16 protein-coding genes are annotated in these 15,366 nt (G+C 73.3%); 1 reads left to right on the plus strand and 15 read right to left on the minus strand.

The genetic code is table 11. From position 1 onward, the window contains the following. Positions 1–17: 17 nt before the first annotated feature. From ACLJPY_RS19725 to ACLJPY_RS19740, 4 genes are all read right to left on the minus strand, one after another. Positions 18–779, minus strand: coding sequence for an ABC transporter permease (locus tag ACLJPY_RS19725; protein ID WP_410590366.1), 762 nt, complete (start codon positions 777–779; stop codon positions 18–20). After that, positions 763–1,605: an ABC transporter ATP-binding protein gene (locus ACLJPY_RS19730; RefSeq protein WP_410573303.1), complete on the minus strand. Its 843-nt coding sequence runs from the start codon at positions 1,603–1,605 to the stop codon at positions 763–765. Before ACLJPY_RS19730 ends, ACLJPY_RS19725 begins: the two co-directional genes overlap by 17 nt. Before the next feature lie 88 nt (positions 1,606–1,693). After that, entirely contained in the window at positions 1,694–3,232 is a 1,539-nt protein-coding gene (locus ACLJPY_RS19735) for an acyl-CoA ligase (AMP-forming), exosortase A system-associated (RefSeq protein ID WP_410590368.1), read from the minus strand. Beyond that, entirely contained in the window at positions 3,225–3,494 is a 270-nt protein-coding gene (locus tag ACLJPY_RS19740) for a phosphopantetheine-binding protein (RefSeq protein WP_410590369.1), read from the minus strand. Before ACLJPY_RS19740 ends, ACLJPY_RS19735 begins: the two co-directional genes overlap by 8 nt. A 184-nt stretch (positions 3,495–3,678) precedes the next feature. On the opposite strand from ACLJPY_RS19740, the gene ACLJPY_RS19745 reads away from it, so the two are divergent. Next, positions 3,679–4,665 carry a LuxR C-terminal-related transcriptional regulator gene (locus ACLJPY_RS19745; protein ID WP_410590371.1) on the plus strand — a complete coding sequence of 329 codons (987 nt, stop codon included), beginning with the start codon at positions 3,679–3,681 and terminating at the stop codon, positions 4,663–4,665. A 221-nt stretch (positions 4,666–4,886) separates the two neighbouring features. Here the strand turns inward: ACLJPY_RS19745 and acpS are convergent, their stop codons facing one another. Genes acpS through ACLJPY_RS19800 form a run of 11 tightly spaced genes read right to left on the minus strand, consistent with a single transcriptional unit; the run spans position 4,887 to position 15,328 of the window. Beyond that, positions 4,887–5,549 carry a holo-ACP synthase gene (acpS, locus tag ACLJPY_RS19750; RefSeq protein WP_410590372.1) on the minus strand — a complete coding sequence of 221 codons (663 nt, stop codon included), beginning with the start codon at positions 5,547–5,549 and terminating at the stop codon, positions 4,887–4,889. Then, a complete protein-coding gene (locus ACLJPY_RS19755) occupies positions 5,546–6,295 on the minus strand; it encodes a hypothetical protein (RefSeq protein ID WP_410590373.1) in 750 nt (249 codons plus the stop codon). Before ACLJPY_RS19755 ends, acpS begins: the two co-directional genes overlap by 4 nt. Beyond that, on the minus strand, positions 6,288–7,427 hold the full coding sequence (locus tag ACLJPY_RS19760) for an acyl-CoA dehydrogenase family protein (protein WP_410590375.1): 1,140 nt from the start codon (positions 7,425–7,427) through the stop codon (positions 6,288–6,290). Before ACLJPY_RS19760 ends, ACLJPY_RS19755 begins: the two co-directional genes overlap by 8 nt. After that, complete coding sequence (locus ACLJPY_RS19765) at positions 7,424–8,032, minus strand: acyl-CoA dehydrogenase family protein (protein ID WP_410590377.1); 609 nt, start codon at positions 8,030–8,032, stop codon at positions 7,424–7,426. The genes ACLJPY_RS19760 and ACLJPY_RS19765 overlap by 4 nt, the downstream gene beginning before the upstream one ends. Beyond that, on the minus strand, positions 8,029–8,976 hold the full coding sequence (locus tag ACLJPY_RS19770; RefSeq protein ID WP_410590378.1) for a 3-oxoacyl-[acyl-carrier-protein] synthase III C-terminal domain-containing protein: 948 nt from the start codon (positions 8,974–8,976) through the stop codon (positions 8,029–8,031). The genes ACLJPY_RS19765 and ACLJPY_RS19770 overlap by 4 nt, the downstream gene beginning before the upstream one ends. Further along, positions 8,976–9,839, minus strand: a complete 864-nt coding sequence (locus tag ACLJPY_RS19775; RefSeq protein ID WP_410590380.1) for a hypothetical protein — start codon at positions 9,837–9,839, stop codon at positions 8,976–8,978. The genes ACLJPY_RS19770 and ACLJPY_RS19775 overlap by 1 nt, the downstream gene beginning before the upstream one ends. A 3-nt stretch (positions 9,840–9,842) precedes the next feature. Beyond that, positions 9,843–10,109 carry an acyl carrier protein gene (locus ACLJPY_RS19780; RefSeq protein ID WP_003100549.1) on the minus strand — a complete coding sequence of 89 codons (267 nt, stop codon included), beginning with the start codon at positions 10,107–10,109 and terminating at the stop codon, positions 9,843–9,845. After that, entirely contained in the window at positions 10,106–11,410 is a 1,305-nt protein-coding gene (locus tag ACLJPY_RS19785; RefSeq protein WP_410590381.1) for a type III PLP-dependent enzyme, read from the minus strand. Before ACLJPY_RS19785 ends, ACLJPY_RS19780 begins: the two co-directional genes overlap by 4 nt. Next, a complete protein-coding gene (locus ACLJPY_RS19790) occupies positions 11,407–12,750 on the minus strand; it encodes an ATP-grasp domain-containing protein (protein ID WP_410590383.1) in 1,344 nt (447 codons plus the stop codon). The genes ACLJPY_RS19785 and ACLJPY_RS19790 overlap by 4 nt, the downstream gene beginning before the upstream one ends. Next, positions 12,747–13,706 (minus strand): 3-oxoacyl-[acyl-carrier-protein] synthase III C-terminal domain-containing protein, encoded by a 960-nt coding sequence (locus tag ACLJPY_RS19795; protein ID WP_410590384.1) that lies wholly within the window; start codon positions 13,704–13,706, stop codon positions 12,747–12,749. Before ACLJPY_RS19795 ends, ACLJPY_RS19790 begins: the two co-directional genes overlap by 4 nt. A 23-nt stretch (positions 13,707–13,729) precedes the next feature. Continuing rightward, positions 13,730–15,328, minus strand: coding sequence for a condensation domain-containing protein (locus ACLJPY_RS19800; protein ID WP_410590385.1), 1,599 nt, complete (start codon positions 15,326–15,328; stop codon positions 13,730–13,732). Positions 15,329–15,366 lie beyond the last annotated feature (38 nt).

Below are 15,366 nucleotides of genomic sequence, written 5' to 3' on the forward strand. Positions count from 1 at the left end.
AGGTCCTTTCGGTGACGTCAGAGCAGGTGGCTGCGGCCCCAGCCGTGGGCGAGCCGGTAGGTGGCGAACGCGCCGGTGGCCAGGCCGATCCCGAGGACGATCAACGCCGGGCGCAGCATCGCCTCGGCGTTGCCCGCCATGGCCGCGCGGATCAGCGACAGCCCCCAGTAGCCCGGGGAGAACGGCGCGATCGCCTGCGCCCACGACGGCATCAGCGACACCGGCAGCAGCGAGCCGCCCAGGGAGCTGATGGTGATCGCGCCGAGGTCGACGGCGACGATCAGGTCACCGCGGCTGCGGACCACTGTGGACAGCGCCGCACCCATGGCCAGGAGCATGAAGCCCCACAGGCTCATCGCGCCGAACACCAGCCCGGGCGAGACCGGGAACGGCATCCCGACCACGAGCCAGCCGTAGACGATCAGCACGCCCTGCTGGATCAGCAGGACGACGAACACCGGGATCGCCTTGCCGATCAGCAGTTCCGCGCGGGCGGCCCGGCTGGCGCGCAGCCGGTCCCAGGTGCGCCACTCGCGTTCGACGAAGATCGCGTTGCCCACGATCGCCATGGCGAACACGGAGAACATCACCAGCTGCCCGGTCACGGCCTCGACCGCGCCGGTGCCCAGTGCCTTCACGTACAGGGGCTGGAACAGCACCATGAAGATCATCGGCGTGATCAGGTAGCTGATCAGCTGCGAGGGGTCGCGCAGCCGCAGGATCGCGTTGTACCGGACGAGGGCGCCGGTGCGAGACAGGGAATCAGTGCGCGTCGACATCGGTCGTCACCGCCAGGGAGTGGTAGAGGTCGTCCAGGCTGGGGTTGCGCAGCTCGACGGACTCGACGGGCCGCTCGACCTTGGGCAGCAGCTCCAGCAGCGTGCCGGTCGGGTCGGTGGTCGAGACGGTCAGCTGCTCGTCGGCGGTGCGCACGCGGACCTCGCCGGGCAGCCCGGACAGCAGCTCGTCCGCGGCGCCGCGCGCGATCACGCGGCCCTCGGCGGCCACCGCGATCGTGGCCTGCAGGTCGGTCAGTTCGGTCAGGTAATGTGTGGTGTAGACCACTGCGGCTCCCTCGCCTGCTCGTTGCTTGACCACGTCGAGCAGCGCCTGACGGGTCTCGGGGTCGGCACCGGCGGTCGGCTCGTCGAGCAGCAGCAGCGCCGGCCGGTGCACCAGCGCCGTCGCGGCCTGCGCCCGCCGTTGCTGGCCGCCCGAGAGCAGGCCGCAGGTGCGGTTCAGGAAGCTCTCCAGCCGCAGCGCGGCGGTGAGGTCGTCGATGGCCGAGCGCAGGGCGGCCCGGCGCAGGCCGGCCAGGCGGCCGTACAGCTCCAGGTGCTCGCGCACGGTCAGGGGGCGGTAGAGCGCGATGTGCTGCGGCGAGATGCCGATGCGGTCGCGGGCGCGCGTCGGCGACTCGCCGTCGACGAGCACGGTTCCGCTGTCCGGGCGCAGCAGCCCGGACACCATCTCGACGAACGTGGTCTTGCCGGCGCCGTTGTGGCCGACCAGCCCGACGATCTCACCCGGGGCGACCTCGAGGCTGAAGCCGTCGAGGGCCTGCACTTCGTCGTAGCGTTTCCGGAGGTCGATTGCTTGCAACATAGGGATCGCTCCTTGCGATTCACGGCTCTTGCAATGTCGCACGAGGACGGCCGGGGCGGCGCTTCCCCGCGGTGGCAGGAAACTGCCGTCATTCGGTGCCGGCGGGCACCGCGGTCAAGGACTCCCGCAGCGCGACGCGGTCGAACTTGCCGTTGACCGACCGGGGCAGCTTCGGCAGCACCTCAATCCGCCGCGGCAGCATGTAGGCGGGCAGTTCCTTCGCCAGCGCCCGGGAAACCGCGTCGGCGTCGCCCTCGGGCGCGACGGCCAGCACGATCCGGTGGCCCAGCGCGGGATCCGGCACGCCGAACGCGGCCGCCTCCCCCACCAGGCCCGTGGCGTACGCGGCCTCTTCGACCTCGGCGGGGCTGACGCGGTAGCCCGACGTCTTGATCATCTCGTCGGTCCGGCCGACGAAGTACAGGAACCCGTCCTCGTCGCGGTAGACGGTGTCACCCGACCACACGGCGATTTCCGGGCGCACCAGGCCGTCCGGCCCCGGCACCGGGCGGAACCGTTCCGCGGTGCGCCCGGGGTCGTTCCAGTAGCCCAGCGCCACGAGCGCGCCGCGGTGCACCAGTTCGCCGTGCTCGCCGGGCAGGCACGGCGTGCCGTCGGGCCGCAGCACCAGGACTTCGGCGTTCGGGATCGCCTTCCCGATCGATCCCGGCCGCCGGTCGGCCTCGGCCGGGTCGAGGTAGGTGGAGCGGAACGCTTCGGTGAGGCCGTACATCAGGAACGGTTGCGCCTCCGGGAAGATCTCGCGCAGGCGCGTCAGCGTGGCGCGCGGCATGCGGCCGCCGGTGTTGGCGAAGTACCGCAGCCGCGCGGTCGCCTCGGCGGGCCACTCCTGCGTCACGAGCTGGAGCCACAGCGGCGGGACGCAGGTCAGCGCCGTGACGCCGTGCCGGGCGCAGAGCCGCACGATCTCCTTGGGCAGCAGGTAGTTCACCAGCACGACGTGCGCGCCGGCGGCGAAGGCCGTGGTGAGCTGGCTGAACCCGGCGTCGAAGCTCAGCGGCAGCGCGGCGAGCACGACGTCGTCGCACGTGTGGCCGAGGTACTCCGCCACGCTCGCGGCGCCGGCGAGCAGGTTGCGGTGGGACAGCACCACGCCCTTGGGGCCGCCGGTGCTGCCGGAGGTGTACATGATCGCGGCCGGGTCCTGGTCGATCACCGCGCCGGCGCCGGGCACCGCGGCCGGCTCGGCCGCGATCAGCGCGTCCCACCCGGACTGCCCGAACACCACGACCGGGGTGGTCTCCGGCACGGCTTCGCGGACCGTCGTCAGGCGCTCGGCCGTCGTGAGCACCACCTTCGGGGCGCAGTCGGTGGCGACGTGGGCGATGTGCCGGGCCTTGAACAGCGGGTTCAGCGGCACGAGCACCGCGCCCGCGGCGGCGGCCGCGAAGAGCGCGACGACGGTTTCCAGGCGCTTCTCCGCGTACACCGCCACCCGGTCGCCGCGGCGCACGCCGAGCCGGTGCAGGCCGTGGGCGACGCGCGCGACCTGATCGGCGAGTTCGCCGTAGGTCAGCGTGCGGTCCTTGTGGGTCAGGGCCGGATCGCCGGCCGCGCCGCGGGCGAGGAGCGCGTCGAGCCGCACCGGGGCGGCCGCCTCAGACATCGGCGGGCTCCGGCACGACGAACTCCGCGACGGCGGCCCACAGGCTGCCCGCGGTGGCGAAGGTGTCCTCGGTGAGCAGCTCGTCCGGCAGCTCGAAGCCGAAGGTCTCCTCCAGGTCGGTGACGAGCTGCACGACGCCCATCGAATCGAGCCCGAGCGCGGCGAGGTCGTCGTCCTCGGCGATCCGCTCCTCGAGCGCGTAGGGCAGGTGCGCGAGCAGGATCCCGAGGAACCGCGGCGGGATGGGGAGTGTGTCAGGCATTGCGTCACCCTGTTTCGCTTTCGGCGGTCAACCGTGTCCCCCCGAGGACACCACCGCGCGGAATCACCGGGCTCTCACGCCGCTCTCATCCGGCCGCCGGGCGGCGAGAGCGGCGTGAGAGTGCTGCGAGAAGACCGGCTGCGACGGTGGGAAAAGCACTCGCCCACCCCGCCTTGGAGGCACCATGTCGACGGCCACTCTCCCGCCGCCCGGGGCGTTTTCCGTGCCCGAGCCCGACCCCGAAGCCGAGCTGTACCGCTACGCGACCCGTTGCGGCCGCATCTCGTCCGTGGCCACGGCGGCGGCGCACCTCGGCCTGCCGGCCGACACGGTGCAGGCGGCCGCGGCCCGGCTGGTGGAGCTGCACCTGCTGCGCGCGGTCCCGGACGGCGGCCTGGTCCCGCGGGAACCGTCGGCGGCCGCGGAGCTGGTCGTGACGCCGCTGGAGCGCGCGATGTACGAGCGCCGCGAGATGGCCGACCGGCTGCGCGAGCGCATCGACGGCATCACCCGCGCCTCGGCCGGCGCGGCGGGCGCGCTCGACCGCGTGGAGGGCATCGCCGAGATCCGCGGCCTGATCAAGCTGGCGGCCGAGGTCTGCCGCGACGAGCTGGTGGTGCTCCACCCGGGCGAAGCGGCCGACGACCTGGTCGACGAGCTGCTGGACGCGTGCTACTCGGTCCTGGGCGACGGCGTCGGCGTCCGGGTGGTGTGCCCGCACCGCAGCCGCGCCGGCTACGCGGCCCGCGCCCGGCTGACCCAGCTGGCGGGCCGCGGCGCCAGCATCCGCACGCTCAGCCGCGTCCCCCAGGCGGCGGTGGTCTTCGACCGGTCACTGGCGGTGACCCTGGACGTCGACGACCTGTCCGCCCGCCGCGTCCGCGACCAGGGCATGGTCCGCTTCCTGCTGGGCCTGTTCGACCAGCTGTGGGACGGCGCCACGCCGTTTTCGGCGGAGGACCAGGGCTACAGCGGCGAGATCGCGCACGACCTGCAGCAGACGATCGCCCGCCTGATGGCCCAGGGCCTGACGGACGAGGTGGTGGCCCGGCGCCTGGGGATGTCGGTGCGGACCTGCCGGCGGCACATCGCCGCGATGCTGCAGAACCTCGACGCGGTGTCGCGGTTCCAGGCCGGGGTGCAGGCGGCGGCCCGCTTCACCCTGGCCTGACCCCGCGCTCCGACCCGAGCGCCCCAAGGCGGCCTTAGGTGCGTCAGACGCACCGAAGGCCGCCTTGGGTGCGCTGAATCGGCGCCGCGGCGCGAAGCGCCTCCGTTGAGGGTGGTGGCGGGGGCATGGATGGAGCACCGAAGGCCACCTTGGGGCGCTTGGGACCGGGCCACACGAGAAGGGGCCTTCCGCTTGCGGAAGGCCCCTTCTCTCTGCCCGCCCTACCATCCGGCGGCCTCCGCCACGACCCCGTAGGTCCGCGGCAGATCCGTCATCCGGTAGACGCCGGACTCCGGCAGCCGGATGCCGTACCGGCTCTCGATCCGGGCAAGCAGCTCGATCACCACCACCGACGTGACCCCCAGATCGCCCGCGAAGGACTCCGCGGTGGCCACTTCGGTGGCGGGCACCGAGAACAGGTCGGCGGCCAGAGCCGCCAGTTCGTCGAAGCGCGCCGGTACCGGCGCGGCAAGAGCAGGTGCCACCGCGCGGCGGAACGGGCGGGGCGGCCGGGCGCACCCCGCCGCCGCGACCGCGACCACCAGGTCGGCCTGGTGGCTCAGCGTCACCACGATCTCCTCGAGGCCCGCCTCTTCCGCGAGCTCGGCCGCGCCGCCGCCGAGGGTCACCAACGGCGCTCCCCAGTCGTCGTTGGTGACCTCGATGTCACGCCAGCGCAGGCCCTGGCCGAAGCCACGGCCCAGCATCTTGCAGGTCGCCTCCTTGACGGAAAACCGCCCGGCCAGCCGTTCCAGGGACCGTTCGGCACCCATCCGGGCGGCCTGCTCCAGCTCCACCGGCGTGAAGACCAGCGTCCGGTACCGGTGGTGCGCCGCGACCTCCGCGAACCGCGGGATCGACATCAGGTCCACGCCGATCCTCATCCACTCCGCCCCCCGAGCAGGCTCGCCGTGGCCGCCGGCACCAGCCGCACCGCGGAAACGTCCAGGGCGAGCAGCGAAAGCCAGCCCTCGCGGATCGGGCCGCGCGTGTGCAGCAGGACGCGGTCGCCGTCGGCGACCACGCCCTCGGCCAGGGCCGCGCAGAACGCCAGCCACGCGTCGCACGGGCCGCGGCCGGTGAACCGGTGGTCGCCCGCGAGCGCCGGTTTTCCTTCGCCGCAACCGGAAATCGTCAACGCGGACGCGCCGCGCCGGACTCTCAAGCCGACCGCCGCGAACCGCGGGTGGCCGGCGGCCGAGTCGGCGAACAGCGGTTCGTCGCAGATGACCGCCGTCGCCTCCGTCTCGACCGCCCACTCCAGCAGCCCGAAGACCGCCGTGCCGCCGAGCTCGTCGAGGTGCGTCAGGCCGACGTCCTCGCCCGCCCAGCCGCTGCGGTGCACCAGCCCGGCCAGCGCGGCCACGTTCGGGTCGCGCAGGGGGCCGGACCGCACGAAGAACAGCGGCTGCGGCACCGCGGGCGGGCCCAGTGCCGCGAGCACCTGCGCGGTGACGTCGACGTCGTCGTCCTCCGGGATCCGGACCATCAACCGGGACAACGGGATCCCGGCCGCGGCCAGCCGCTCCGGCGGCACCAGGTCGGCGGCGCCGGGCAACGACGACAGCGGCACGTACTCCTCGCGCCGCGCGGCGGCGAACGCGATCGTGTCGATCCCGAGGTCAGGCATCGGCGTCTCCCGCCTGGTACCCGCGCGCCACGTGCAGGCGGTGGATGTTGCTGGTGCCCTCCATGAACTCGAACGCGGGCACGTCCCGCGTCCACTTCTCCAGCAGCGGGTGCTCGATCAGGCCGGCCGGACCGAGTGCGGCCGACGCCCAGTGCGCCGTGTCCACCGCCAGGCGGACCGCGCCGAGCTTCGCGGCGCTGGAGAGGTAGCCGCGCTCGGGGTCGCGGTCGATCCGCGCCGCCGCTTCGTACACCAGCTCGCGGCCCGCTTCGGCGCGGGCGAGGGCCAGCTGGCCGCCCGGGGCGTTCTTGCGGTGCTCCAGCACGTACTCGACCATCGCCAGCGCCGTGCCCACGGCGGACGCGGCGATCCGCACCCGCATGTGGTTGAACGTCGTGATGGCGGCGAAGATCCCGCGCCGGGTCACCGGCAGGTGGTCGCCCAGCATGCGCCCGGCCGGGATGGCGACGTCCGAAAAGGACAGTCGGCTGATGTACGCGCCGCGCAGGCCGATCATCTCGAGCTTTTCGCCGTGCCAGCCGGGCGCCGGGACCTCGACCAGCGCCGCGCGGATCGACAGCGCGCCCCGGCCGGTGCGGCCGAACACCACGCCGACGCTGCCGCGGGCGGCGTTGCCGACGTAGCACTTGCCGCCGTTGAGCCGCCAGCCCTCGCCGTCGCGGTCGAAGCGGGTCTCCATCGCCGTCGCGTCGTTGCCGCGGCTCTCTTCGGTCATCGCGAAGAACGACCAGCGGCGGCCGCCGTGCATCCGGGTGAAGAACCACTCCTGCTGCTCGGGCGTGCCGAGCAGCTCGACGAACACCCCGGCCAGGCCGGGTGACGGGCAGGCCAGGATCGCCCCGACGTCACCGCGGGCCAGCTCGATCAGCCCGGCCACGTTCTCCAGGCACGATCCGCGTTCCATCGCCCGCAGCAACGGCGTCGACGGCAGCGACTCGCGGTACTGCGGCGGCGTGTCGGCCTGCCGGACCATTTCGAACACGGGCGAGTTGTAGTGCTCGTCCATCGCGTCCGGGTCGGTGTCGATGGCCAGGGCGCGCGACCGCAGGTCGACGGCCGCCTCCCGGCTCAGGTCGCGGACCGCGCGGACGCGGTCGCTCAGCTCGATCATGCCGGTTCTCCTTCCGGTTCCCGGTCCACCCAGGTGCCGGCCACCAGGGCCGAGACGTAGAGCGACCGCGCGGGTGAGGTGGCGAGGAAGCCCGAAGCGCCGAGGTGCTGGGCCACCCGCCAGCCCAGCTCGTCCAGCTCGCGGTGGACGTCGGCCACGGCGACCGGGTGCCGCTGCGAGCGCACCTGGGCGCGCAGCCGTTCCACCGCGGCCATCACGTCGCCGATCGCACCGACGATCAGCTGCTTGCGGATCAGCGGTTCGTCGCCGGACGTGCGGTTCGACAAGTGCTCGGCGACGTGGTCGAGCACCGAGCGCAGTACGCCGAGGCGCACGGCGGCCAGGTGCCGGCCGAAGTCGGCCAGTTCGTGGGCGTCCCGCTCTTCGCGGGGACGGCCCGGGCAGGCGAGGAAGACGATGTCCTCGCGGTCGGCCAGGCTGTGCGTGCGCACTTCGGCGCCTTCGGGCACCGCACCGGCGGGCACGGCCGCGTACCGGCCGGGGGCCAGCCGGTCGGCCGGGGTGGCGGGCAGGGCCCGCGCGAGACCGGCCGCGAGGCCGGCACTGCGTGCGGTCCGCTCGCATTCGAGCAGGCTGGTGGTCACTTCTCCTCCACGACCTCGACGATCACCGACTGGAAGTAGGCGCCCTGGCCCACGGAGACCAGGGCGCAGCGTTGTCCGGGACGCAGCCGGCCGGCCGCGTCGGCGTGCTCCAGGGCGAGCAGCGAGTCGACCCCGAAGTTGTGCCCGCGCTCGGCGACCAGCTCCAGCGGGATCCGGTCGAACGGGAAGCCGGACAGCCCGCTGAAGGTGCGCCAGAACATGCGGTTGGACAGGTCCGGCAGCACCCAGTCCACATCGGACAGAGTGAGACCGGCGGCACGGGCCGCGGCGCCCACGACGGCGACCGCCTGCTCGCAGCAGACCTTGCCGAAGAGCGTGAACTCCTCCTTGGTCATCCGCAGGCTGCGGTGGAACCGCGTGTCACGGGTGCTCGCGCCGCCGAGGTAGCGGTAGCGGGACGGGCCGCGGGACACCACGAGCGCCGCGGCCGTGTCACCGGCGATGGTCGTTCCCGGGATGTAGCGGCCGCGGTCGCTGGCGCTGCCCTGGTCACCGCCGAGCACGAGCACCCGGTCGTCCGGCGCCGCGCCGGGCCGGGCCAGGTAGCGCCGGGCCAGCTCGACCGAGCGCAGCACCGACGTGCAGTTGACGTGCGACACCCCGAAGAACGGGACGCCCGGCAGGCCGAGCGCGTCGCGCAGCCGGTCCGGGAAAGTGCCGCACAGGTCCAGCTCGGCGATGAGCAGCGTGTGGCCGTAGAGCACCAGGCTCGCCGGCCCGCCGCCGAGCGCGGTCCGCCCGGCCTCGGCCAGGTGGTCCGCCATCCGCTCGCCCGGCGCGAGCACCGGGCTGTCGCGCAGGCCGTAGATGCGGCCGAACATGCGCCGCTCCAAGGGTTTGGCGCCCGACCGCACGAGCACGTCGTCGACGGGCTCGACGCGGCCGGGCAGCCGCACGGCGACCCGGGACAGCCCCGTGTCCATCAGTGCTCCCTCCCCGGCGTGAGCAGGCAGCTGCAGAACGTGCCGCCCGCGGGTTCGAAGTCGGCCAGCAGCACCGGTTCGTCCAGCGGCCACCGGCGGGCGAGACCCGCCCACACGCCGGTGCACCACAGGTCCGGCACCGGCTCGACGCGGCCGGCGTAGGGGGTGCCGGCGAGCCGTTTGGCCAGCCCCGCGCCGGCCAGCACGTCCACGCCCGGGTGCCGGTAGAGCACGTCGGCCAGTGCGAGGGTGGCGGTGTGCGGCCCGGTCCCGCCGAGCCGCACCTCCTCCAGCTCGGTCACGGCGACGTCGCCGGTCGCGCCGGCCCGCAGCAGCACCGCCGCGTCGGGCCGGTGCGTGGCGGGGTGGCCGCTGTCCCACAGGACGGCGTTCTGGTCGTACACGAGCAGGGCCGCCGAGGCCGCCTCGCCGAGCCGGCACATGCCGTCCAGCAGGCGCAGCGCGGTGAACGCCGCCCCCGGACCGGGCCCGGCGACCGAGCACGGTTCCGGGTTGCCCGGCAGGCGTCCGGCGAGGTAGCAGCCGGCGACTTCGGAGTGGTACAGGTCGGGCGAGTGGTAGGCGAGCACCACCGCGTCCAGCGGCGGCAGCGGCGTGTCCGCCTCCGCCAGCAGGGCCTCGGTCATCTCGATGAACCCGTTGCCGGTGCGGGCCAGGAAGTCCTCCTGGTCGGCGGCGGCCCCGAAGGTCTCGACCATGAGCCGGGCCAGGTCCGGGCGCATCCCGAACACCGGCTTGGCGCGTTCGGTGAACACCCGGTGCGTCACGCCGCTCAGGTGCACCCCGGCCGGGCGCGCGGGTACGGCGACCCGGCCCGGGGGTGCGAGCGTCTGGAGGGACATGGCTCAGACCGCCGCAGCGGCCCTGGCGAAGGCCGACTCGATGTAGTCGGTCAGGCTGCCGACCGTGCGGAAGACCTCCGGGCCGAGCTCGTCCGGGTCGATCTCGAGGCCGATCGTGTCCTCGAGGCTCATCAGCAGCTCGATGACGCTGGTGGAGTCGAGCGCCAGGTCCTCGAACAGGCGCAGCTCCGGGGTGACGCCGCCGATCTCCTTGTTGAGCACGGCGGACAGGGCGATCTCCAGGTGGGCGACGATCTCGGTGCGGTTCATCTCGGCTCGCTTTCCGTGCTGGTGCTGCTGGTGGTGGGCTGGTGCAGGTGCTGCTTGCGCAGCAGGTCCGCGGGCTCGTCGCGGTCGCGGACCAGGAAGGCCGCTCCCCCGCGCACGAGCACCTCGGCGGGGAACCCGTGGCTGAGGAACAGCCCGGGTGAAGCCGACGGCCCGTAGGCGCCGGAGTTCAGGACGCCGACCAGGTCGCCGGGGCGCAGGTCGGGCAGTTTGACCTGCTTGAGCAGGGTGTCGTTGGGCGTGCACAGCGGGCCGGTGACGGTCCACGGGCCCGGCTCGACGGTGTCGTCGGTGTCCTCGCCCGCCGCGCGCGGGGTGAGCAGCACGGCCGGGAAGTTGCGCTTGACGAACGAGCCGATGCCGACCGCCGCCATGTGGTGGTGGGTGCCGCCGTCCGCGATGGCGAACCGCTCCCCCATCGACTCCTTGACGTACCGGACGCCGAGCACGTAGACCCCGGCGCGGCCGGCCAGGAACCGGCCGGATTCCATGATCAGCCGGGTGGCCGGGTGCTTCCGGTGGAACTCCTCGAGCATCGGGTTGATCACGTCGGCCACGTCGGCCGCTTCGAGGTCGTCCTCGCCTTCGAAGTACGCGACGCCGAGGCCGCCGCCGATGTCGACCGCTTCCAGCCGGATCCCGGTCTCCGCGACCACCCGCTCGGCCAGGTCGAGGGCGTACCGCGTGTTCTTGCCGATGACGTCGGCGTCGAGGATGCGCGTGCCCATGTAGACCTGGATGCCGGCGACGTCGGCGTGGCGGTACTCCGCCAGCCGCGGCCCGGCGGCGAGGACCTGGGCCTCGTCGATGCCGAACTGGCGGGGCTTGCCGCCCATGGTCAGCCGGGACCCGCTGATCGCGCAGGTCGGGTTGATCCGCAGCAGCACCCGCTGCTGCTTCCCGAGCTCGGCGCCGAGCCGCTCGATGTCGTCGAGTTCCGCGAAGGACTCGCAGACGATCGCGTAGACGCCCGTTTCCAGGCAGGCCCGCAGTTCCTGCTCGCTCTTGCCGGGGCCGAGGAAGATGATGTCGTCGGGCCGCGCGCCGGCGGTGAGCACGGTCTGCAGCTCCACGATGGACGAGACCTCGGCCCGCGCGCCGCCGGCGTGCAGGGCGGCGAAGACGCTGATGTTCGGGTTGGCCTTCAAGGAGTAGAAGACCTCGATCGCCGGGTGCAGCACCGCGCGCAGGCCGGTGATGGTGGCGTGCAGGACGTCGCCGTCGTAGACGTAGAGCGGCGTGCCGAAGCGCGCGGCCAGGTCCTGGTAGTCGATGTCGGTCATGCGTTTTCCCCTGCCATGACGCCGAGGCGGCGCTCGGCTTCGGTCCGGACGGCGAGGGCCTCTTCCGGCGAGTCGCCGACGCAGATCGCGTAGAGACGGCCGTGGAAGGAGCCTTCGCCGGTGAACGCGGCGTTGAGCGTCGCGAAGTTGTTGACCAGCACGCCGGTGTCGCCGGCGCCGGTGAAGAACAGGTCGCCGAGCGCCCGCTCGACCTCGGCGAAGGTGTGCTCGCGCTGGAGCTTCAGCGAGAAGGTCGCCGCGATGGCGTGCCGGCCCTCGGGGATGAACTTCTCCGCGATCCGGCTCTGGTAGGTCGACATGTTGAACCGGGCGTTGATCTCCAGGCACGGGTAGAGCGTGCCGTCGGCGGCCAGCATGGCGTCGACCCCGACCATCCCGAAGAACCCTTCGGCGTGCAGGGCACGCCCGATCTTTTCCACGGCTTCGGCCAGCTCGCGGGCGGCGACCGGCGGCAGCTCCACCGGGAAGCGGTGGCCCTGGTGGACGCCGTTCTTGAGCACGGCCGCCTTGACCGTCTCGAACCGGACCCCGCCGGTGCGGGACACGACGAACTGGTAGTTCAGGTCCTGGGCGTGCTCGATCCAGGACTCGACGACGAGGTTCGCGGGCGCGTCGGCCCCGCGGCGCTCGATCAGGCGCAGCAGGCGGTTCGCGCCGCGCTCGTCCTCGACGACGACCATGCCGCGGCCCGAGACGCCGAGCGACTCCTTGACCACGACCCGGCCGCCCAGGGCCAGCTGAGAGGTGAGGGCCTCGCGCAGCTCGCCGACCGTGAGCACCACCCGGCCCGGCACCTGGCGCAGGCCGAGCGAGTCGACCAGGCCGCGGCTGAACACCTTGCCGTTGACCGCCTTGCAGATCTGCGCGGTCGAGCCGGCCAGCGGCAGCCCGGACTCCTTGGCCAGCGCCTCCTCCGACGCCGAAATGCCCAGCGGCATCAGGTAGGTGTTGCCGTCGGCCAGCTCCCGCAGCTTGCCCAGCAGCTCCGGCGAGTCGAGCGCGTCTTCGGTCACCATCGCGCCCGGGTCGTTGTGCTCGGCGACCAACGTCGAGCCGTCGGCCGCGCCGATCCGGGCGAGGTAGCCGGCGAACGCGGGGTCCATGGGCGCCTTCAGCACCACCAGGTCGCCCTCGCCGGCCAGCAGCGCACCCATCTCCTCCATGCGGTTGACCGTGGCCCCCGCGAACGAGATGCCGGCGCCGGGCAGTTTCGGCTCGCCCACCGCCCAGCTGCGCTCCACCTCGAAGTTGTTGACGAAGACGAACCGCGCACCGGCGTCGCCGGTGAGGTCCTTCTTCAGCCGTGCCACGAAATTCATCCCTGGTTCCCTTCTCCGATCTCGACGACGGCCGCCGCGAAGGTCGCCCCGAGGCCGGCCGAAGCCAGCAGCACGAGGTCCCCCGGATCGACCCGCCCGTCCGCGCGCGCCGCCGCCAGGTTGATGAACGGGTCGGAGCTGTAGCAGTGGGCGTACTTCCCGACGTTGTCGAGGAACACGCGGTCCCGCGGCACGCCGAGCGCGCCGGTGATGCGTTTCCACGACAGCTTGTTGACGTTGTGCGGCAGGATGGCCGCGATGTCCGCGGCCTCGACCCGGGCGTCGTCGAGGGCGTCCTGCATGACCTGCGCGAGCGCGTCCGGGTAGACGTGCTTGTACTGCAGCTGCAGGGCCTCGTCGCAGTCGATGCCGCGGTAGAACTCGCCCAGCACGGTCAGCGCGCGCCCGAGGACGCGGTCGCCGCGCGGGTCCGGGCCGAGCAGCACCGCCGCGGCGCCGTCACCCTGGATCGTGGTGTCACGGATCAGCCGGGCCTCGTGCATGAGCACCTTGTCGCCGGTCAGCACGAGCACCCGCTCGCCCGGCGCCGCGGTCGCCAGCAGCGACCGCGCGACGTGCAGGGCGTGGATGCCGACCACGCAGTTGAGGTGCGACAGGCTGAACGCGGTCGCGCGGTGCAGCCGCAGCCGCGTCCGCACGTCCTCCAGCAGGCCGGGCGTGGCGACGGCGACGTGCTGCATGGTGTGCGCGTGGACCAGGAACCGGACCGAGTCGCGGTCCGTACCGGCCAGCACGCGCTCCCCGGCGCCCGCCAGCAGGTCGGCCAGTTCGAGGCCGTCCGCGACGGCGACGCGGTCGAGCCCGAGGAAGCGGGTGAAGAAGCGCAGCTGCGTCGCGTCGAGGCCGAGCGGGCCGGCCAGGTCCGCGACCGGCAGGCTCGTCTCCGGCACGAACGACGCCACCCGTTCCAGGCGGGGTGCTTCGAGCAGGGACATGGGTTTCCTCCTCTTCTTCCGGCTCAGCCGCGCGCCGGCACGAGTTCGTGCGCGAGCGCGGACAGGGGGCGGGTGGTGGTGAACGGGACGAGCCCGGCCGACCAGCCGCGCTCGTGCAGGGCTTCGACGACGCGGGGCAGGCGCAGCACGCGCCCGCCCGCGCCGGTGTAGCTGCGGGCCGGATCGACCCCGTCGAGGCCGTTGACCTCGGCGACGACGTCGACGAGCACGCGCTCGGCGGGCGCGGATCCGGTGGGTTCCGGCCGCGTGGGCCCGGTCCGCGGTGCCGCGGGCGGGGTGAAGCCGATGAGCGCGGCGGCCTCGCTGACGCGCAGGTCGGTGCCGGGGTCGCGGTGGGCCTCGACGAGCCGGGCGTAGCCGCGCAGGAACTGCTCGACGGCATCGGCGTCCATGACGGCGTCCAGCGCCTGCAGCGCGAGGGTGATGCCGTCGGCCCATTCGTAGATGCGCAGGTAGCTGTCCGAACCGGCGAGGGCCCAGTCGGCGGGAGCGGCGTTGACCGCGTACCGGTCCCGCTTGGCCCGGCACGACCGCGGCGCGTTGTCGAGGAAGTTCAGCTCGGCCACGACACGCACCGGCGTCCCGCGCCGGGCACCCTCCTCGGCGATCAGCTCGTACACGCGGTCGTAGGGCACGTGCGCGTGCGTCATCGCCTGGCTCACGCGGGTGGCGGACGCCTTGACCACGGCCGAAAAGCGCGGATCGCCGCCGAGGTCGGCGAGCACCGGCGTCGGGTAGGACAGGCACGTGACCGCGCCGCCGAAGCCGCTGGCGTCGCGCTGGCTGGTGTACATCCGGTGCGCGACCACCGTTTCGCCGGTGTACGCGGCGAGCGTGACGGCATAGGCGGCGAGGTGCACGGCCGAGGGCCACACGTGCTCGCGGGCCGCGATCGCCCGGGCGGCCGGCAGCAGCGACGGGACGGTGAAGGAGGCGCTGTGCGCGGCCTCGGAGGCCCTGCGGCGCTTCGAGAAGACGTCCGCGGGGAGCTTCTCCACGATGTCGCGCCAGTGTCCGAGCGCGGGTTCGAGGTCGGCCTCGGTGCGGCTCTCTTCGAAGCGGGCGAGGTCCACCGGCTGGTGTTCGACCGGGTCCAGCACCGCGGGACGGCCCTCGGTGCGGGCGGCCAGCAGCTCGTCGAGCTCGGCGGCCAGCCGGTCGAGGGCGACGTCGTCGAAGGCCAGGTGGTTGAAGACCAGGTGCAGGCGCACCAGCCGGCCGCCGGTGGTGACCACGCACGCCCGCAGGGGCCACTCGCGGGCCAGGTCGAACGGGGTGCGGGTGAGCCGCGCGATGACGTCCACGGCGTCCTCCGTGGTCGCCTCGGTGACCGGCTGCGGTGCCGGCGGCTGCACGACCTGGCGCGGCCAGGCGCGGCCGTCGGCGGCGGTGCCGGTGAGGTCGTAGACCGTGCGCAGCACTTCGTGCCGCCGCACCAGGTGCGTCAGCGCGGCGCGGACGGCCGCGACCGTGCAGCCCGCGGGCAGCGGGTAGCTGGTGCCGATGTGCGCCTCGTGCCGGGACGGCGCCGGCACCCGCAGGTACCGCAGCAGGTGGTGGTGCTGTCCCCAGCAGAGGTTCGCGCTCTTCGCCTCGGGCATCCGGGGCCTCCAACCGTGAATCGTCGTAGGCCGATAGT

The organism is Amycolatopsis sp. lyj-23 (assembly GCF_046549135.1).
In the GTDB taxonomy this organism is placed as follows: domain Bacteria; phylum Actinomycetota; class Actinomycetes; order Mycobacteriales; family Pseudonocardiaceae; genus Amycolatopsis.

Excerpts from the sequence above, each read along its gene's own strand:
- ACLJPY_RS19725 (WP_410590366.1), bottom strand. The coding sequence starts at position 779 with ATGTCGACGCGCACTGATTCCCTGTCTCGCACCGGCGCCCTCGTCCGG.
- ACLJPY_RS19730 (WP_410573303.1), bottom strand. The coding sequence starts at position 1,605 with ATGTTGCAAGCAATCGACCTCCGGAAACGCTACGACGAAGTGCAGGCC.
- ACLJPY_RS19735 (WP_410590368.1), bottom strand. The coding sequence starts at position 3,232 with ATGTCTGAGGCGGCCGCCCCGGTGCGGCTCGACGCGCTCCTCGCCCGC.
- ACLJPY_RS19740 (WP_410590369.1), bottom strand. The coding sequence starts at position 3,494 with ATGCCTGACACACTCCCCATCCCGCCGCGGTTCCTCGGGATCCTGCTC.
- ACLJPY_RS19745 (WP_410590371.1), top strand. The coding sequence starts at position 3,679 with ATGTCGACGGCCACTCTCCCGCCGCCCGGGGCGTTTTCCGTGCCCGAG.
- acpS (WP_410590372.1), bottom strand. The coding sequence starts at position 5,549 with ATGAGGATCGGCGTGGACCTGATGTCGATCCCGCGGTTCGCGGAGGTC.
- ACLJPY_RS19755 (WP_410590373.1), bottom strand. The coding sequence starts at position 6,295 with ATGCCTGACCTCGGGATCGACACGATCGCGTTCGCCGCCGCGCGGCGC.
- ACLJPY_RS19760 (WP_410590375.1), bottom strand. The coding sequence starts at position 7,427 with ATGATCGAGCTGAGCGACCGCGTCCGCGCGGTCCGCGACCTGAGCCGG.
- ACLJPY_RS19770 (WP_410590378.1), bottom strand. The coding sequence starts at position 8,976 with ATGGACACGGGGCTGTCCCGGGTCGCCGTGCGGCTGCCCGGCCGCGTC.
- ACLJPY_RS19775 (WP_410590380.1), bottom strand. The coding sequence starts at position 9,839 with ATGTCCCTCCAGACGCTCGCACCCCCGGGCCGGGTCGCCGTACCCGCG.
- ACLJPY_RS19780 (WP_003100549.1), bottom strand. The coding sequence starts at position 10,109 with ATGAACCGCACCGAGATCGTCGCCCACCTGGAGATCGCCCTGTCCGCC.
- ACLJPY_RS19785 (WP_410590381.1), bottom strand. The coding sequence starts at position 11,410 with ATGACCGACATCGACTACCAGGACCTGGCCGCGCGCTTCGGCACGCCG.
- ACLJPY_RS19790 (WP_410590383.1), bottom strand. The coding sequence starts at position 12,750 with ATGAATTTCGTGGCACGGCTGAAGAAGGACCTCACCGGCGACGCCGGT.
- ACLJPY_RS19795 (WP_410590384.1), bottom strand. The coding sequence starts at position 13,706 with ATGTCCCTGCTCGAAGCACCCCGCCTGGAACGGGTGGCGTCGTTCGTG.
- ACLJPY_RS19800 (WP_410590385.1), bottom strand. The coding sequence starts at position 15,328 with ATGCCCGAGGCGAAGAGCGCGAACCTCTGCTGGGGACAGCACCACCAC.